This window comes from Moraxella bovis (assembly GCF_025985205.1).
Taxonomy (GTDB): Bacteria; Pseudomonadota; Gammaproteobacteria; order Pseudomonadales; family Moraxellaceae; genus Moraxella; species Moraxella bovis.
The window spans coordinates 90,307-104,346 of record NZ_CP087840.1; the positions used below are offsets into that span (position 1 = coordinate 90,307).

At 44.4% G+C, this 14,040-nt stretch carries 18 protein-coding genes; 7 read left to right on the forward strand and 11 right to left on the reverse strand.

Going from position 1 to position 14,040, the window contains the following annotated elements:
• Positions 1 to 76: 76 nt before the first annotated feature.
• Positions 77 to 1,081 carry a DsbC family protein gene (locus LP107_RS00430; protein ID WP_264676044.1) on the reverse strand — a complete coding sequence of 335 codons (1,005 nt, stop codon included), beginning with the start codon at positions 1,079 to 1,081 and terminating at the stop codon, positions 77 to 79.
• 177 nt (positions 1,082 to 1,258) lie between these two features.
• Positions 1,259 to 1,960: a pseudouridine synthase gene (locus LP107_RS00435; protein WP_078274731.1), complete on the reverse strand. Its 702-nt coding sequence runs from the start codon at positions 1,958 to 1,960 to the stop codon at positions 1,259 to 1,261.
• 78 nt (positions 1,961 to 2,038) lie between these two features.
• Between LP107_RS00435 and LP107_RS00440 the strand changes: the two genes are divergently transcribed.
• Positions 2,039 to 2,635, forward strand: coding sequence for an IMPACT family protein (locus LP107_RS00440; RefSeq protein WP_264676043.1), 597 nt, complete (start codon positions 2,039 to 2,041; stop codon positions 2,633 to 2,635).
• 165 nt (positions 2,636 to 2,800) lie between these two features.
• On the opposite strand, the gene LP107_RS00445 is transcribed toward LP107_RS00440, so the two are convergent.
• Positions 2,801 to 3,418, reverse strand: coding sequence for a thiol:disulfide interchange protein DsbA/DsbL (locus tag LP107_RS00445; protein ID WP_078274729.1), 618 nt, complete (start codon positions 3,416 to 3,418; stop codon positions 2,801 to 2,803).
• 282 nt (positions 3,419 to 3,700) lie between these two features.
• Between LP107_RS00445 and ubiG the strand changes: the two genes are divergently transcribed.
• From ubiG to LP107_RS00470, 5 genes are all read left to right on the forward strand, one after another.
• Positions 3,701 to 4,459 carry a bifunctional 2-polyprenyl-6-hydroxyphenol methylase/3-demethylubiquinol 3-O-methyltransferase UbiG gene (ubiG, locus tag LP107_RS00450; RefSeq protein WP_078274728.1) on the forward strand — a complete coding sequence of 253 codons (759 nt, stop codon included), beginning with the start codon at positions 3,701 to 3,703 and terminating at the stop codon, positions 4,457 to 4,459.
• A 1-nt stretch (position 4,460) separates the two neighbouring features.
• Complete coding sequence (locus LP107_RS00455) at positions 4,461 to 5,150, forward strand: HAD family hydrolase (RefSeq protein ID WP_079323962.1); 690 nt, start codon at positions 4,461 to 4,463, stop codon at positions 5,148 to 5,150.
• A gap of 276 nt (positions 5,151 to 5,426) precedes the next feature.
• Positions 5,427 to 6,185, forward strand: coding sequence for a YciK family oxidoreductase (locus LP107_RS00460; RefSeq protein WP_078274726.1), 759 nt, complete (start codon positions 5,427 to 5,429; stop codon positions 6,183 to 6,185).
• Positions 6,186 to 6,294: 109 nt separating this feature from the next.
• Positions 6,295 to 7,620, forward strand: coding sequence for a polyamine export protein PaeA (gene paeA, locus LP107_RS00465; protein WP_112741690.1), 1,326 nt, complete (start codon positions 6,295 to 6,297; stop codon positions 7,618 to 7,620).
• Positions 7,621 to 7,764: 144 nt separating this feature from the next.
• On the forward strand, positions 7,765 to 8,487 hold the full coding sequence (locus tag LP107_RS00470) for a nitroreductase family protein (RefSeq protein WP_029103568.1): 723 nt from the start codon (positions 7,765 to 7,767) through the stop codon (positions 8,485 to 8,487).
• A gap of 39 nt (positions 8,488 to 8,526) precedes the next feature.
• Here LP107_RS00470 and LP107_RS00475 read toward each other — a convergent pair whose 3' ends face one another.
• The 8 genes from LP107_RS00475 to LP107_RS00510 form a co-directional block, all read right to left on the reverse strand.
• The gene (locus tag LP107_RS00475) at positions 8,527 to 8,739 is read right to left on the reverse strand and encodes a hypothetical protein (protein ID WP_078274724.1); all 213 of its coding nucleotides are present in this window, start codon (positions 8,737 to 8,739) and stop codon (positions 8,527 to 8,529) included.
• Positions 8,740 to 8,854: 115 nt separating this feature from the next.
• On the reverse strand, positions 8,855 to 9,679 hold the full coding sequence (locus tag LP107_RS00480) for a tyrosine-type recombinase/integrase (protein ID WP_078274723.1): 825 nt from the start codon (positions 9,677 to 9,679) through the stop codon (positions 8,855 to 8,857).
• Between the two features lie 49 nt (positions 9,680 to 9,728).
• On the reverse strand, positions 9,729 to 10,010 hold the full coding sequence (gene nadS / locus LP107_RS00485; protein ID WP_078274722.1) for a NadS family protein: 282 nt from the start codon (positions 10,008 to 10,010) through the stop codon (positions 9,729 to 9,731).
• The gene (locus LP107_RS00490) at positions 10,000 to 10,335 is read right to left on the reverse strand and encodes a type II toxin-antitoxin system RelE/ParE family toxin (RefSeq protein WP_228157738.1); all 336 of its coding nucleotides are present in this window, start codon (positions 10,333 to 10,335) and stop codon (positions 10,000 to 10,002) included. The genes nadS and LP107_RS00490 overlap by 11 nt, the downstream gene beginning before the upstream one ends.
• A gap of 63 nt (positions 10,336 to 10,398) precedes the next feature.
• Entirely contained in the window at positions 10,399 to 11,559 is a 1,161-nt protein-coding gene (locus LP107_RS00495; protein WP_078274721.1) for a zonular occludens toxin domain-containing protein, read from the reverse strand.
• Positions 11,560 to 11,644: 85 nt separating this feature from the next.
• A complete protein-coding gene (locus LP107_RS00500) occupies positions 11,645 to 11,938 on the reverse strand; it encodes a DUF2523 family protein (protein WP_078274720.1) in 294 nt (97 codons plus the stop codon).
• Complete coding sequence (locus LP107_RS00505; protein ID WP_162860331.1) at positions 11,935 to 12,810, reverse strand: virulence factor TspB C-terminal domain-related protein; 876 nt, start codon at positions 12,808 to 12,810, stop codon at positions 11,935 to 11,937. The genes LP107_RS00500 and LP107_RS00505 overlap by 4 nt, the downstream gene beginning before the upstream one ends.
• 492 nt (positions 12,811 to 13,302) lie before the next feature.
• Positions 13,303 to 13,560, reverse strand: a complete 258-nt coding sequence (locus LP107_RS00510) for a hypothetical protein (RefSeq protein ID WP_112741693.1) — start codon at positions 13,558 to 13,560, stop codon at positions 13,303 to 13,305.
• 118 nt (positions 13,561 to 13,678) lie between these two features.
• On the opposite strand from LP107_RS00510, the gene LP107_RS00515 reads away from it, so the two are divergent.
• The gene (locus tag LP107_RS00515; protein WP_264676042.1) at positions 13,679 to 14,008 is read left to right on the forward strand and encodes a hypothetical protein; all 330 of its coding nucleotides are present in this window, start codon (positions 13,679 to 13,681) and stop codon (positions 14,006 to 14,008) included.
• The last annotated feature ends 32 nt before the right edge of the window (positions 14,009 to 14,040 follow it).

Below are 14,040 nucleotides of genomic sequence, written 5' to 3' on the forward strand. Positions count from 1 at the left end.
TTTTCATGCAAAAACAGTTTATTTATTTCTAAAATATTTCTATATTGTAAATAGTATTATAAAGGGCAGGCATGCCCTACTTTGCTGTCAAAAACTTGACCAATTCATCATTTGCCACGTTGCCTTCAAACAACTCGCCATTTTCACCATAGACGGCAGGGGTGGCGATGATGGCAAGGGGGCGGACTTTGGCGATGTTGGATGACAGATGGTTGTCGTCATTACCGCATTGGTTGCCTGCCTTGACCCCTTTCATGGCAAGGTCTAGGAGCTTGGCGCGCTTGGCGTTATCACGCTCGCACCAGATTTGTCGCATGGGCTTAGGCGACTCATCATAGACAGGATAGCCGATGACCTTGACGGTAATGCCTTTGGCGGTAAGATTGGGAATGTTTTTGTGAAGTATCTTGCAGTAGGGGCAGTTGATGTCGGTGGCGACATAGACGACCGCTCGCTCGTCTTTGGCAGGATAGATGGTCAGGTTGGCAGGGTCTAAGGTGGCGAGCGTGTGGCGGTTTTTGGCAGTCTCAAAGGCGGTGTCAAGTCCGCCAAGTTTGACGTTGGCAATCACGCTGACATCACCCCCGATGACATAACGAGCGTCTGCACTGACCAAAAATGGCGTGCCATTTTGGGCAACCGCCCAAAGCAAGCCCTTGATACTCGTGTGAAAAAACACGGTGTCAGGGGTGACTAGGGGCAGGGCGTTCATGTTGGCAAGCAGGGCGATTTTATGGTCTTCGTCTATCGGGGTGCCTGTGGGCTTATCGCTCATGATGGTAGGGTCGATGGCGTGAATGGTGCTGGGGTTCGGTTCGGCGGTGGCGTTAATCACATAGCGAGCGTCAGGCGTGATAAGCAGACTCTCGCCCGTGGTCAGCGTTACCATCAAAAGCTCGCCAATGCCTGTCGGGGTGATGGTGCGAACGGGTGTGGCAAGTCCGATTTGGCGTAGGGTTTGTTTGATGAGTTGGTTGTCACTTGCGGTAATGGGGGTGGGTGTCTGGGCGGTGCTTGGCAGACTGATGGTGGCAGTTGTGATGGCAAGGCTTAGGGTAAGTAACGTGCTAAATGTTTTCATGGTTTATCCCAAAATGATTTGGCATAGATTATACCCCAAAATCTAAGCGAGCGAGAGCCGTTTACAACTTCCCCACAATCTGACAAGGTTGGGCAGTAAAGTATGATTGGCAAAAATCCATAAAAATTGGGGCGGTGATTTATTGCTCAAATAAACACACCAATCCGCCCAAATTAATCAAAACTGCCCAATCTCATCATCACTCAAAAAGCGACTCTCGCCCATCTCAAGCCCATCTAGCGTAATCGTGCCAATGCTTGCTCGGTGTAGCTCGATGACTTTATTGCCAAAATACGCCATCATGCGTTTGACCTGATGATATTTACCTTCGGTCAAGATAAGCGTGGCGTGCGTCTCATCTGTAAATAACAGCTCGGCAGGGCGAGTTTTTTCGGTATCACCTTCTAACAAAATGCCGTTTGCCACTTGTTTTATGGCATAGGCTTGCTCGTCTGGGGTCATCGGGTCGGCAAGCGTAATCTCATAGCGTTTGGGCTGATGACGCTTGGGACTGGTAACTCGGTGTAGCCACGCTCCGTCATCGGATAGAAGTAACGCTCCTGTGGTGTCCACGTCAAGCCGTCCTGCAATCCGCAAACTTGCCACTTCTGGCACGGCAATCAGCTCGGTAACAATGGGGTATTCTTTGGCTTTTAGAGTGCATTCAAAGCCGTCTGGCTTATAGAGCAAAATATAACGGCTACCGTCCGCCACCGACAACGGCTCGCCCGCCCACAGCACTTCATCATCGGCATTGATATGTACGCTACCGTCTTTGATGACTTTATCGTTTACCGTAATCTCGCCACGGTGCAGGATTTTTTTGCATTCACTGCGGGAGAGTTCAGTGGCTTTACTTAAAAATTTGTCCAGCCTCATTGTTTGGTCTTAGGTGTTTTAGTTTAAAAATAACGGTGTTTAGTGTATCATACTTATACATTTTTAGAAAATTTTCGCATGACCTACCATACCTTATCCGCCCCTTGCCAAGCGGTTTATGAAATCAAAAAAAGCGAATTTCTTGCCTTTGCCTATCCGATTGATAGCCGTGAACAATTAATGTTCCACGTGGAACAACTGCGAACCACCTACCCAGATGCTCGCCATGTTTGTTATGGTTATATTATCGGCGACCCACACAACACCACGCACGCAGGTTTTGACGATGACGGCGAACCAGGTGGCACGGCAGGCAGACCGATTTTAAATGTGTTGCAACACAAGGCAATTGGCGATTTGCTTGTGGTGGTCGTGCGGTATTTTGGTGGCATCAAACTTGGGGCAGGTGGGCTGACACGAGCTTACGCTACCGCCACGCAGCTGGTGGTAGATAAGATGATCCTTGTGCCATTTGTGTCAAAATCACAGGTCAAAGTCGCCACCACCTTCGCCCACGAAGTCCAAATCCGCTATCTGGTCGGGCAGGCTGGTGGCGAGATTTTAGGGGTAGACTATGCTCACCATGTCGTGATGAGCGTGGAGCTAGACAACGAAAAGGTGGACGAGTTTGGAGAGAGTTTGGGGGTGTTTGGCGAGCTGTTAAGGGGGGAGTAATTATAGTAAATTAACCCCAATTTGCACCAATGCTAAATATTGAAAAATACCTTTGTGGGAGCGTGCTTTCCACGCCTTTTGGTGGTGTATTTTGAAGTTAAACGATGATAAAAAGACATAAAAAAGTCCGCACCAATCATGGCACGGACTGTATGAGCAAGCTGATTATTTTTTCTCTTCACGCACTTTATTGATAAGAAAATCAACCACTTGGGTAACTTTGGCATCATCGCCTGCAACCACATATTTACCATGCACGACAACGGCAGGCACGCCAGTGAGCTGATAGTTTTTCGCCCCTGCTTTTGAGCGTTCTAGTTTGGTGGTAACGGCAAATGAGTCGTAAGTGGTATTAAACTTGGTTTTGTCCACGCCTTGGGTGGCATACCAGTCGGCAAGGGTTTCTTTGGATCTGTCCACACGTTTGCCGTCTTTGTGAATCGCGTCAAATAGGGCTTGGTGGGTTTTTTCTTCATAACCCATAATTTGGGCGGCATAAAAACCACGGGCAGGCACTTCCCACACAGGGTTCATGGCGGCAGGCGTGCGGAAAAACGCCACGTCTTTGGCACGGGTTTTTGCCCATTTTTGCATGTGTGGCTCTAAGCTGTAACAATGCGGACAACCATACCAAAAGAACTCACGCACCACGATGACATCGCCAGCGATTTTCTCAGGATTGGGCAGGACTTTGTAGTCTTGACCTTCAACAAAATTGGCATGAGCCATGCCAGATAGACCAACCGCTAACGCAAGGGCGGTGAATTTAAGGGTGTTTTTCATAAAAAATCCTAGATTGGCACAGTGCCAACAAATCGTTTTGGTAAAACCAAATATGGGTAAATAAAAATATCGCATAGTTTAACTTATTTTTGCCAAAATTGGGTAATAGAATTCTTAATCAAACGTTGTATTATGTAAATTTTTATGAAATATGCCTAAAATTTAAGCATTTTTAAATGAACAACACAAAATTTGCCAAAATCTGTATGAAAAGCAAGGGAAAAAGTGGTTAAAAATCGCTAAAAATGGTAAGATAAGCCAATTTATCACTTGGGATAGCTCATGACCGCACACACCGCCCACAATGCCGACTTTGATGAAATTGGCAAATTCACCCGCCTTGCCGATGAATGGTGGGATAGACAAGGGGCGTTTAAGTCCTTGCACGACATTAACCCCTTACGCCTTGACTGGATAGAAGACCAAACGTGCGCCTTTTTTGGCTCAAGATTAAACGGCAAAAAGGTGCTGGACGTGGGCTGTGGTGGCGGTATTTTGTCGCATTCTATGGCGGTGCGTGGGGCGGACGTGCTGGGTGTGGATTTGGGGGAGCAAAACCTGCAAGCAGGGCAGATTCATGCCGAGCGGACAGGCATGACCGACACGCTTGCCTTTCGCTGTGTGGCGATAGAAGAGCTTGCTAGCGAGCAGGCGGGGATGTATGACGTCGTAACGTGCATGGAGATGTTAGAACACGTCCCTGACCCGTCTGCGATTGTGCGTGCGTGCTTTGCCTTATTAAAGCCCAATGGCGTGTTTGTAACGTCCACGATTAACCGTAACCCCAAATCCTACCTATTTGCCATTGTGGGGGCGGAGTATGTGCTACGCCTTGTGGATAAAGGCACGCACGATTTTAACAAATTCATCACGCCTGCCGAGCTTGATGACATGGCTATCAGGGCAGGATTTGCCCGTGATAACATGACAGGGCTACACTACAACCCCTTAAACAAGCGGTTTTGGCTCTCCGACAGTAATGTGGACGTAAACTACATGATGTCGTTTGTCAAGGGTCAAAGCCCAAAGGCGGTGGGCTGACATGACAAGCACAACAAAGCTAAATGCGGTTTTATTTGACTTAGACGGCACGCTCATCGACACCGCCCCTGATTTTATCCGTATCATCAAGCTCATGTGTGCCAAGCACAATCACCCTTGCCCCACTGATACCGCCATTCGTGAGCAGGTCTCGGCAGGGGCTAGGGCAATGGTGCGTTTGATGTTTGGCGATGAGCTCATGAACGTGGCGGACACGGACGAGCGAATGCTTGCCTATCGTCAAGAGTTTTTGGATTTGTACGAGCAGGACATTTGTGTGGATAGCCGACTGTTTGACGGCTTGGACAGTCTACTTGACACCTTAGAAAATAAAGGCGTGGCGTGGGGCATTGTTACCAACAAACCTAGATATTTAGCAGAACAGCTTCTGGATAAATTAGACCTAGCCAAACGCTGTGCGGTGCTTGTTTGCCCTGATGATGTGGCAAACACCAAACCCGACCCAGAGCCGATGTTTTTGGCGTGCAAAAAGCTAAACATAGACCCCAAAAATTGCATTTATGTGGGCGACCACATCAGAGACATACAGGCAGGGCGAGCATCTGGCATGATGACGGTGGCGGTGGGGTTTGGCTATATTGTCCCTGATGAAAATCCCCATGAGTGGGGGGCGGATAAGGTGGTGGATACGCCTGATGAATTGAGGCGGTTGGTGTTGGGGTTGGTTTAAGCCGTTGCCAATTTGACAATGCCAATTTTAAAATGATTTAAATTTAACCGCTTTTAATTTTTCATTGATAAAATATGCGTGCCACACACCTTTTAAATAAGAAATGTATTTAATGAACTTAATATTTGCCACAGGCTTGTAGGGGTGGGCTTTCCACGCCCGTTGGTAAAACTAGTACACTCCTACGGTGGTATATTTTGAAGTTAAGCAAGTATAAAATTATTTAAATTTAACCATATTTTAATTTTTACTTAATAAAAAAATCAGCACCCAACCATGACGACACAAGACATTTTAAACTATACCCCGACCGCCGACAGCCTATCCGACAAGATTATTCTAGTAACAGGGGCAGGGGACGGCATTGGCAAAGTGGCAAGCCTAACCTATGCCAAATGTGGGGCGACTGTACTCCTGCTTGGCAAAACAGAGTCCAAACTAGAAGCGGTCTATGATGAGATAGAGAGTTTGGGGCTTGCCATGCCTGCCATTTTGCCCATGGATTTAGAAAAGGCGAGCTTTGCCCAGATGAATGAGCTTGCAACCCTAATTCAAAAAGAGTTTGGCAGGCTTGACGGCGTGCTACATAATGCAGGTGTGCTTGGGGCATTGACCCCACTTGAAATGTACGACCCTATTACCTTTGAGCAGGTCATGCACGTCAATGCCACAGCCGTGTTTATGCTTACCCAAGCCCTATTTCCGCTACTTGTCTCTGCCCCCAGTGGCTCGGTGGTGTTCACAAGCTCTGGCGTGGCAAAAGTGCGACCCTTTTGGGGGGCGTATGCCTTATCTAAGCAGATGATAGAAGGCATGAGTACCATTTTTACCGAAGAGACCAAAAACCACACCGCCTTGCGGTTTAACTGTATCAATCCAGGGGCGACTCGCACCAACATGAGAGCCCACGCCTTTCCAGGGGAGAATCCTTTGACCCTAAAAACGCCCGAAGACATCATGCCTGCCTATGTGTATCTCATGACCGACATGGCAAGCGGGGTAAAAGGGCAAGTGATACATTGCCAACCCAAATAACATCAGGGGCGAGTGTTCGCCCTTTTTTGTGGGCGTACGTCTTTGTACTTGAAATTTAAACGAAAATTGATAAACTACTACAAAACATTAAAACATTTTGAGCATTCACATGGATTTATTACAACATTTATTTTTAATCGCCATATTGATATTAGTATCAAGTTTTTTTTCAATTTCTGAGATTGCCTTAGCAGGGGCAAGAAAATTGAAACTAAAACTCATCTCCGAAGGAGGCGATAATCGTGCTGATAAAATCATGCACTTGCAAGAAAATTCGGCGGACTTCTTTGCCACCAGCCAAATAGGCCTAAACGCAGTCGCTATCCTTGGTGGTTCGGTGGGTGAAGGGGCGCTTCGTCCTTATTTTGCCCAGTTTATCGGACAGTTTTATCAAGGGCAGTGGACAGAGAGTATTGCGTTTTTTACGAGTTTTGCGGTGGTAACGCTCATCTTTATCCTATATGCTGATTTGATTCCCAAACGCATTGCCATGATAAACCCCGAAAAGGTCGCCCTAGCAGTCATCAATCCCATGCTCGTGGTCATCAAGGTGGTCAAACCGCTTGTGTGGATTATCAATGGCATTGCCAACGCCACGTTTCGCCTGTTCAAAATCAACACCGTGCGAGAAGAGAGCATTACCTTTGATGACGTCTCTGCCATTATGGATGCAGGGGCGGAGGCAGGCGTGGTGTTACAGCAAGAACAGCATTTTATTGAAAATGTCTTTGAGCTAGAAGAGCGTACCGTACCGTCATCGATGACCGTGCGTGAAGATGTGGTGTATTTTACGCTGGGCGAGTCCGAAGAGTCCATGCGACAAAAGATAGCTGAGTTTCCGTATTCCAAATTTTTGGTGTGCAATGAGACCATTGACCAAGTCATCGGCTATGTGGACACCAAAGACATTTTGGTAAGGCTACTCAACAACCAATCTTTTGTACAGCTTAACGAGAGTACCATTCGTAACGTGCTGATTATCCCTGATACGCTCACTTTGTCTGAGCTTTTGGATAAATTTCGTGCCAGTAAAGAAAAATTTGCGGTCGTCATCAACGAATATGCATGGGTGGTCGGGGTCATTACATTGTCCGACATCATGATGACGGTCATGGGGGACTGGGGGTCGCCCATCGAGGAAGAACAGCAGATTATCCGCCGTGATGAAAATTCATGGCTCATTGACGGTAGCACGCCCATCGATGATGTCAAGCACGCCCTTGATGTGGTGGAGTTTGAAGATTGGGATCATTATGAGACGTTGGCGGGCTTTATCATGTATCGCTTGCGAAAAATCCCACGTCCTGCCGATTTTGTCGTGCATGAAAATCTAAAATTTGAAGTGGTGGACATTGACCATTATAAGATTGACCAAGTGTTGGTGACTCGTCTGCTAAGTAATACCGAAGAAGTAGCGGATAGGGACTGGATGTAGGGCGAGATGCGTTTGTAAAAATGTTTAAAAATATTAGGGCGGAATAAATTCGCCCTTTTTATGCAAAATTTTTATGCAAAAATGCCAATCATCACCGCACCAGCCATGCTATAATAGTTGTTTCACACCCAACCGACATAGATTATGAGCCTATCTGACATCTTGCACCATCGCCGTGCCGTGCGTGAGTACCTACCCACGCCCATTGACCCCAACATCGTCAAGGACTGCCTAGCCCTTGCCACGCTTGCCCCGACCAGCTCTAACATGCAACTGTACGAGTGCTACCACATCACCGATAAAGCCACACTCGCCACACTTGCTAAAGCCTGCCTATCCCAAAGCTCTGCCACGACCGCTGACCAAATGGTGGTGTTCGTGATTCGTCCTGATTTGCACAGACAGCGTGCCACATCGGTGTTTGCCTTTGAGCGTGAAAACGTACGTACATACAGCCCTGTTCATAAGGTGGACAGGCGTATTAAAAAATTTGACCATTATTATAATCGTCTCATGCCCCTGCTCTACACCCAAGATGTGCCACTGGTGGGGACGGCAAGAAAGGGCGTGGCGTGTGCCATCTCAAAGGTTCGCCCCATGCAAAAGGACGTCTCAAAAGATGACATTCGTATCGTCATGCACAAAAGCTGTGGACTGGTCGCTCAGACGTTCATGCTTGCCATGAGTGAGCGTGGGCTTGATACTTGCCCTATGGAAGGCTTTGACGGGGCGATGATAAAGACCCTGCTTAGACTGCCTGCCATAGCCGAGATTAATATGGTGGTGTCGTGCGGTGTGCGTAGCGAGCAGGGCGTATGGGGCGAGCGGTTTCGTGTGCCGTTTGATGAAGTGTATCGGCAGATTTAACGCTTTGCAAGGTTGCTTGGCAACTCAATAAGTCCGGCACTAGACGGATAAAGCCATGTCTATGTAATTGCCAAAGACAGTAGGCACTTGGATAAATAGGGAATTGGCATACAGATAATCTTCCCCGCTTTCATCGATGATTCGCACCATGCCCAACTGCTCTGCGGTTGGGTCGTCTAGCTGTTTGTAAAGTTTCATAACTTCCAAACTGGCAGGGTAGTCTTTATTATTAATGCACAATAACCATTTCATGATAGTAACCTTTTGATTTTATACTCAACCGCACCAATGCCATGACATTCGCACCAATGGATTTCGGCTTCGGAGAGTGGAAAAAAACGGTACTTTTTAGTACCGTTTTTTGTGATTAGCCGATTAAATCAACCGCTTGTAGCTTGGTAGAGTAGTCAAGATGTGCATAACGCTGGGTGCTTGCGATGTCGCCATGCCCTAATAACTCTTTGACAGTGTAAATTGGCACGCCTTTTTGAACAAGCCAACTTGCGTAGGTGTGGCGTAGGTCGTGCATACGGCAGTTAATGCCAGCACGCTTTTTACAAAGTTGCCAGCCTTTGTTAAAGGACTTGATATTTTCGCCGGTTTTGGGGTTGGTAAAAACGTAATCGCCTTGTTTGTTGGCTTGGCGGTGTTTTAGTACGTTGTAAGCTGTATCATTGAGATACTTATACATGGTGCGTCTTGATTTACTGAGCGTATTTCTAACGATGAATTGGCGTTTTTCCAGGTGTACGTTTGCCCATTTTAGGGTTAATACTTCGGATTGACGGCAACCAGTCATGACAAGTAGTGTGATGAAGTCATGCAAGTCTGTGTTGTCAAATTCTAGGCTTGCGGTTAGTAGTTTTTCGTACTCTTGGGGGCTTAGGTAGTTTGGGATTGTGTCGGCTTCCACATATTTGACGTTGGCAAATGGGTTATTTAACGTAATCTCAAAATCTTTTGAGACTAGGTTTATTGCAGAGCGACAAAAGCCGATTTCTTTATTAACCGTTGCGTTAGATACCTGTTTTTGGCGTTCTAATGCCCATTTTTTAACGTCAGCACGTTTTAGGGTGGATAAGGGATAATCATCAAATGGGGCTAACAGAGCCAGTCTGTAAGTGTATTTGTACTTAGTCAAGTGGTATTCTTGATAGTATTTGATGATGTCGGATAATTTTTCAAAGTTCATGTTTTTACCTTATGTTGCGGTGCGACATTACACCGCAACACAGGGTAATTTATGCCATGCTAATTAAATCAGGGTTTTTGTCAAGTAATCTAATTAGGGTAATGGCTGGACCTGTTGGCGTTCTAATGCCCTGTTCCCAGTTTTTAAGCGTTTTAGGGCTTATGTGTAGCTTCTGGGCGAACTGGGTTTGTGATAGCCCTGTTTTTGCCCGAATATCTTTGATGTTTGGGCGTTCATAAGTGAATGTACGACTTGGGGAAATTTCGCCCTTAGCGATTGCCAGAGCCTCAGTCAATGAGGCTTTTAAATCATCGTAAAACTCATTTTGCACGGTAAATCTCCTTAATTGCGGTGGTTAGTTTGAGCATTTCTTTTTTCTCATCCGCCGATAGCGTTGTTTGTTTTGATTTAGGATAAGCCAAGAGCATAAAGAAAATGCCAGCACCATCAACAAAAAAGTAAATGATGCGACTGCCACCACTTTTGCCCTTGCCATCAATTGACCATCTTGTTTTGCGTACTCCGCCAGTACCACGAACAATGTCGCCTTGATGTGGGTTTTTCATCAAGTTTGTTTGTAATAGTCTGTACTCGTCATCATCCATTAAGTCTATGATTTGTTTAGTGAATAATGATGTTTCAGCAAAATGCAACATGGGAAAATCCTAATCTATTTAACGTGCATTATATACCCCATTGGGGTATAAGTCAAGAGCTGATTAAGATGGATTAAAAATAGGTTCTGTCTTTGATTTATCAGCAAATAAATACTCTTCGGTACTTGTGATTCCTTGTGTTGTTTGTTGTGGTTCTTTGGGTGGTATTTGTTGTTGATCTGATGTTTCTGTTGGCGTTGTAAAAGTAGTATTATTAAAACCGTTTCCTTCGGAACGATAAACTTTGCCAGTATTGATGTAATCTAGACATTCTTTATTTGATAATGTCATGCGGTCGCCATAAGAATTATAGGCGATGCAGTTATTGCCCATTTTCATAACACCCCTTACTTGTAACATGGGGTCTTGACGTCTGATGATGTAATCTTCTGGCAAATCCCTTTGGTATAAAAACAAGCGACGATTATGTAATTCATCTTGATGATGTTCATAGTTATTTTGAGTGATTGATTCACTTTGTGAATTGTTTTGACTATCAGTTGATAATGAAAATGTTGAATTTGTGGCATCGTCTTGCTGTGTTTTTTCGGTAGACTTTTGTTCTACACCATAAATTTTAGAGAAAAAGTTATCATTAAAAAATAGCATTTTGACAGCAAAATAGCCAAATAAAATCACACCCAAAATAATAAAAAATAAGTTTTTGGGAATGCGTTTTTTGTGGGTGTGAATGGTTGCTGATTTATAGTACTTATAAACGCTTTTATCATAATTAAAGCGTTCGGTGTGTTCGGCTAACTTTTTATTGCTTGGAGCATTTGGGGAATCAACACAATAAGCCCAATTAAAAATGGTCGCTGATGATAGACCCCACCCCCGATGTAAATGATGGTGCATACCAACAACCGCCCTAAAATTAGGATGTAGCAATACAGGAAATTGAGTAATGCCAAAAATATCATGCCCTGTGTGACGGTGTATTTGCAGGGCATCACAAATCTCATTATCATAACGAGATTTTTTGTAGGGTTCTAGCTGTTGTATTTCATCATAAAATATCACAGAACCGTCTGGTGTATCACGCCAATCAACGGGGGCAGGTTCTACTCCATCTATGTTTAAGCCGTCTATATTGGCGTAAATCATGCGGGGTTCTTTGCCCTGTTCAAGTAGTTTTTGATTTTGTTTAACGTACTCTAAAATCTTTGTAACAGCAAACAAAGTTTTGCCAGAGCCGGGCGTTCCAGTAATTAAGGTAATCATAATTCACCACATTAAATTAAGTTAAATGATTTAGCGGGCGGTTCGCTCCTCCGCCTCCTTCGTCGTTGTCGTCGCTCACCGCCCTTTATTTCTTTTTAATAAAAATGCCAGCTGAATTCATGGCGGCACGAGAAACAATGGCAGATAAAATAACCGAAAAAGCATAATCCATTTGAGACATGGACATCAAAGAAAGAACGGTATCAGGTATAGAATTGATATCCGAACGAATGCGAGCAACATAGCTATTAACCAGTGAAGTCATCACAACAGTACTACCAAATGTCAGACCAGCGCCCGTTAAAACGTTTTTTAGAAGTCCTGAACCCCAAGAGTCTAAAACCCTTGATAAAAGAGATGATAAGCCAGCAAATTTCATGATTTAATACCCGTTAGAATATAAGCGGCGATGATTGTTGATATGATTTTAACAATTCCGCCAAATGATGTTGCAATCCTACAAATTGGATCAAAAGACATGGAAAACACCATGGAGCGACCACCAATAGAAAATGAAAAATTTTTGGGGGTAGGGCATGAACCACCAAAACTAATGTTTACTGAGTTTGTGGGTATTGGCATTTCATCAATATCAATGTCAGTATCTTTTTTATCTATATCGCCTTCACAAAACCATGAAGCCCATTTGCAAAACTCTGGAAGTTCAAAAGGTTTTTCATCAGCGGGGTTAGCCTCATCGGGCTTTTTTTCTTCCACGCCAATGGGATTAACCTTAGGTGGTAGCGGTCTGTCCTGTGGATTTGGGCTAGGCACAGGCTTTGGCTGTGGCTGTGTTTCTGGGCTAGGCACAGGCTTTGGCTGTGGCTTCGTTTCGGGTTGTGTTTCGGGCTTCGTGTCGGGCTTTGCAGGGTCTAAAATCTCATTTTCGGGGGAATAAACGGTATAGCCTTGTTTGTAGTAGTGAATGCCAGCATTTTTTGGGATAATAATGCCAAACATATCGCCAAAGATATCTGATAAGTCCAAAGCCATGGCAGAGATGACCATGCCATTTAGTTGTTCTTTTTGTTCGTTATCCAAGTCCAATCTAAACAAGTCTTTGGCAGTGGTGCCAAGCTCATACATTTGCTTATTTGTAAATGTTTCCACGGAGCAGACAATATTAAGGGCATCAATAACCACATATTCGCCTTTTGTTGGTACACGTAAGGGCAAAAGGTGCGTTTCACCGCCTATTAATATTATCTGCTCTTGCACGGTTGATATTGTTTCTAGCATTGTTGAGTTCATTTGTTTTTCCACATTAAAACGTTTTGTAACGTACGGTGCCAAGTCTTGTACAGTGGTTAGTTTTGTTTACGCCGTATTACATAAGGCGTAAACCCAAAAATTTGGGTATTAGGTTTTGTCTTGTCTTTGGGTTTTTCGTTTGGTTTTCGCTACTCTTTGTATATTGGGGGAACAAAATAAGCGGTTTTTGTGCTTTTTGTTTTTGGGCGTTCCCCTGACGGGTCGGGCTTTTCGCTTCAATCCTTTTAAGCCAAAGTATTATTTTTCTAAGCAAAATTTCATTCTTTCTACCGAGAAATGAAATTTATCTAAGAAAAATATATCCTTTGTTTAAAAGATATTTCCGCTTCAATCCCTAACGCATCCAGGGCGGAGTAACGTACTAAACATAGGGTATATTCTTAACATTTGGGGGCTACACCCCCAAACCCCCGTGAATCCTTTTAATCATTAATTTAAAAAGCAAAATTAATGATTAAAAGGATTGATGATTCATTTATCGGAAGTCATCCAACAATCAAAATGAAAATCGTTGTATGATTCTTGATGTCCTAGCGGTTCGCCACAGAATCTACAAGGTGTTTGGTCGCCGTAAATTTCTTCTAAATTGTCATCTTTGCAGTTGTCGCAGAGTTCAAATTCACTATTGGGAGGAATGCTTGTGCCACAAACCATGCAATCCCAGTTGTCAGGTGAATGGTCTAAATAGTCATCATCAAAGTCATCATCAAAATCATCATCAAAGTTCATAATGCACCTATTAAAAAAGGCGGTAACACTGCTATAATAAGAATGCAAACCCAAATTAAAGAGTGTTACCATGAGTGAATAAATTGCAATTATCAGAGATGATAAAATCATCAAAGTAATGCCGAAAAGCGAATATGACAATGAAGTCATATTAAATCATCAATTCTTAAACCAACAGCCGATATACGTCGAGCCACAGACAGAGACACAAACACAGGCGGTAATGGTTGCTAGTAGCGAGCCTATACTAAGCGAAACGCTACAAACCAGAATGGTAGAACCGTTCCAAAAATTTGCCTTGTTGTTGGTTTTTGGTCTTGTTGTTTTTGTTGCCGTGATTTTTGGCTACAAGAAAGTGACTGGAAGGCGACCCAGTAGGGAAGCCATGAACTTTTTGCAAACCATAATTGTTGTCATGGCATTTTTTGCCTTTATTAAGCTTATGTAAAAAAGAGTCGCCCCGCCCCAAAAGGGGCGATG

Bases quoted from the DNA above. Each gene is read 5' to 3' on its own strand.
- LP107_RS00430 (WP_264676044.1), bottom strand. From the start codon at position 1,081: ATGAAAACATTTAGCACGTTACTTACCCTAAGCCTTGCCATCACAACT.
- LP107_RS00435 (WP_078274731.1), bottom strand. From the start codon at position 1,960: ATGAGGCTGGACAAATTTTTAAGTAAAGCCACTGAACTCTCCCGCAGT.
- LP107_RS00440 (WP_264676043.1), top strand. From the start codon at position 2,039: ATGACCTACCATACCTTATCCGCCCCTTGCCAAGCGGTTTATGAAATC.
- LP107_RS00445 (WP_078274729.1), bottom strand. From the start codon at position 3,418: ATGAAAAACACCCTTAAATTCACCGCCCTTGCGTTAGCGGTTGGTCTA.
- ubiG (WP_078274728.1), top strand. From the start codon at position 3,701: ATGACCGCACACACCGCCCACAATGCCGACTTTGATGAAATTGGCAAA.
- LP107_RS00455 (WP_079323962.1), top strand. From the start codon at position 4,461: ATGACAAGCACAACAAAGCTAAATGCGGTTTTATTTGACTTAGACGGC.
- LP107_RS00460 (WP_078274726.1), top strand. From the start codon at position 5,427: ATGACGACACAAGACATTTTAAACTATACCCCGACCGCCGACAGCCTA.
- paeA (WP_112741690.1), top strand. From the start codon at position 6,295: ATGGATTTATTACAACATTTATTTTTAATCGCCATATTGATATTAGTA.
- LP107_RS00470 (WP_029103568.1), top strand. From the start codon at position 7,765: ATGAGCCTATCTGACATCTTGCACCATCGCCGTGCCGTGCGTGAGTAC.
- LP107_RS00475 (WP_078274724.1), bottom strand. From the start codon at position 8,739: ATGAAATGGTTATTGTGCATTAATAATAAAGACTACCCTGCCAGTTTG.
- LP107_RS00480 (WP_078274723.1), bottom strand. From the start codon at position 9,679: ATGAACTTTGAAAAATTATCCGACATCATCAAATACTATCAAGAATAC.
- LP107_RS00490 (WP_228157738.1), bottom strand. From the start codon at position 10,335: ATGTTGCATTTTGCTGAAACATCATTATTCACTAAACAAATCATAGAC.
- LP107_RS00495 (WP_078274721.1), bottom strand. From the start codon at position 11,559: ATGATTACCTTAATTACTGGAACGCCCGGCTCTGGCAAAACTTTGTTT.
- LP107_RS00500 (WP_078274720.1), bottom strand. From the start codon at position 11,938: ATGAAATTTGCTGGCTTATCATCTCTTTTATCAAGGGTTTTAGACTCT.
- LP107_RS00505 (WP_162860331.1), bottom strand. From the start codon at position 12,810: ATGAACTCAACAATGCTAGAAACAATATCAACCGTGCAAGAGCAGATA.
- LP107_RS00510 (WP_112741693.1), bottom strand. From the start codon at position 13,560: ATGAACTTTGATGATGATTTTGATGATGACTTTGATGATGACTATTTA.
- LP107_RS00515 (WP_264676042.1), top strand. From the start codon at position 13,679: ATGCCGAAAAGCGAATATGACAATGAAGTCATATTAAATCATCAATTC.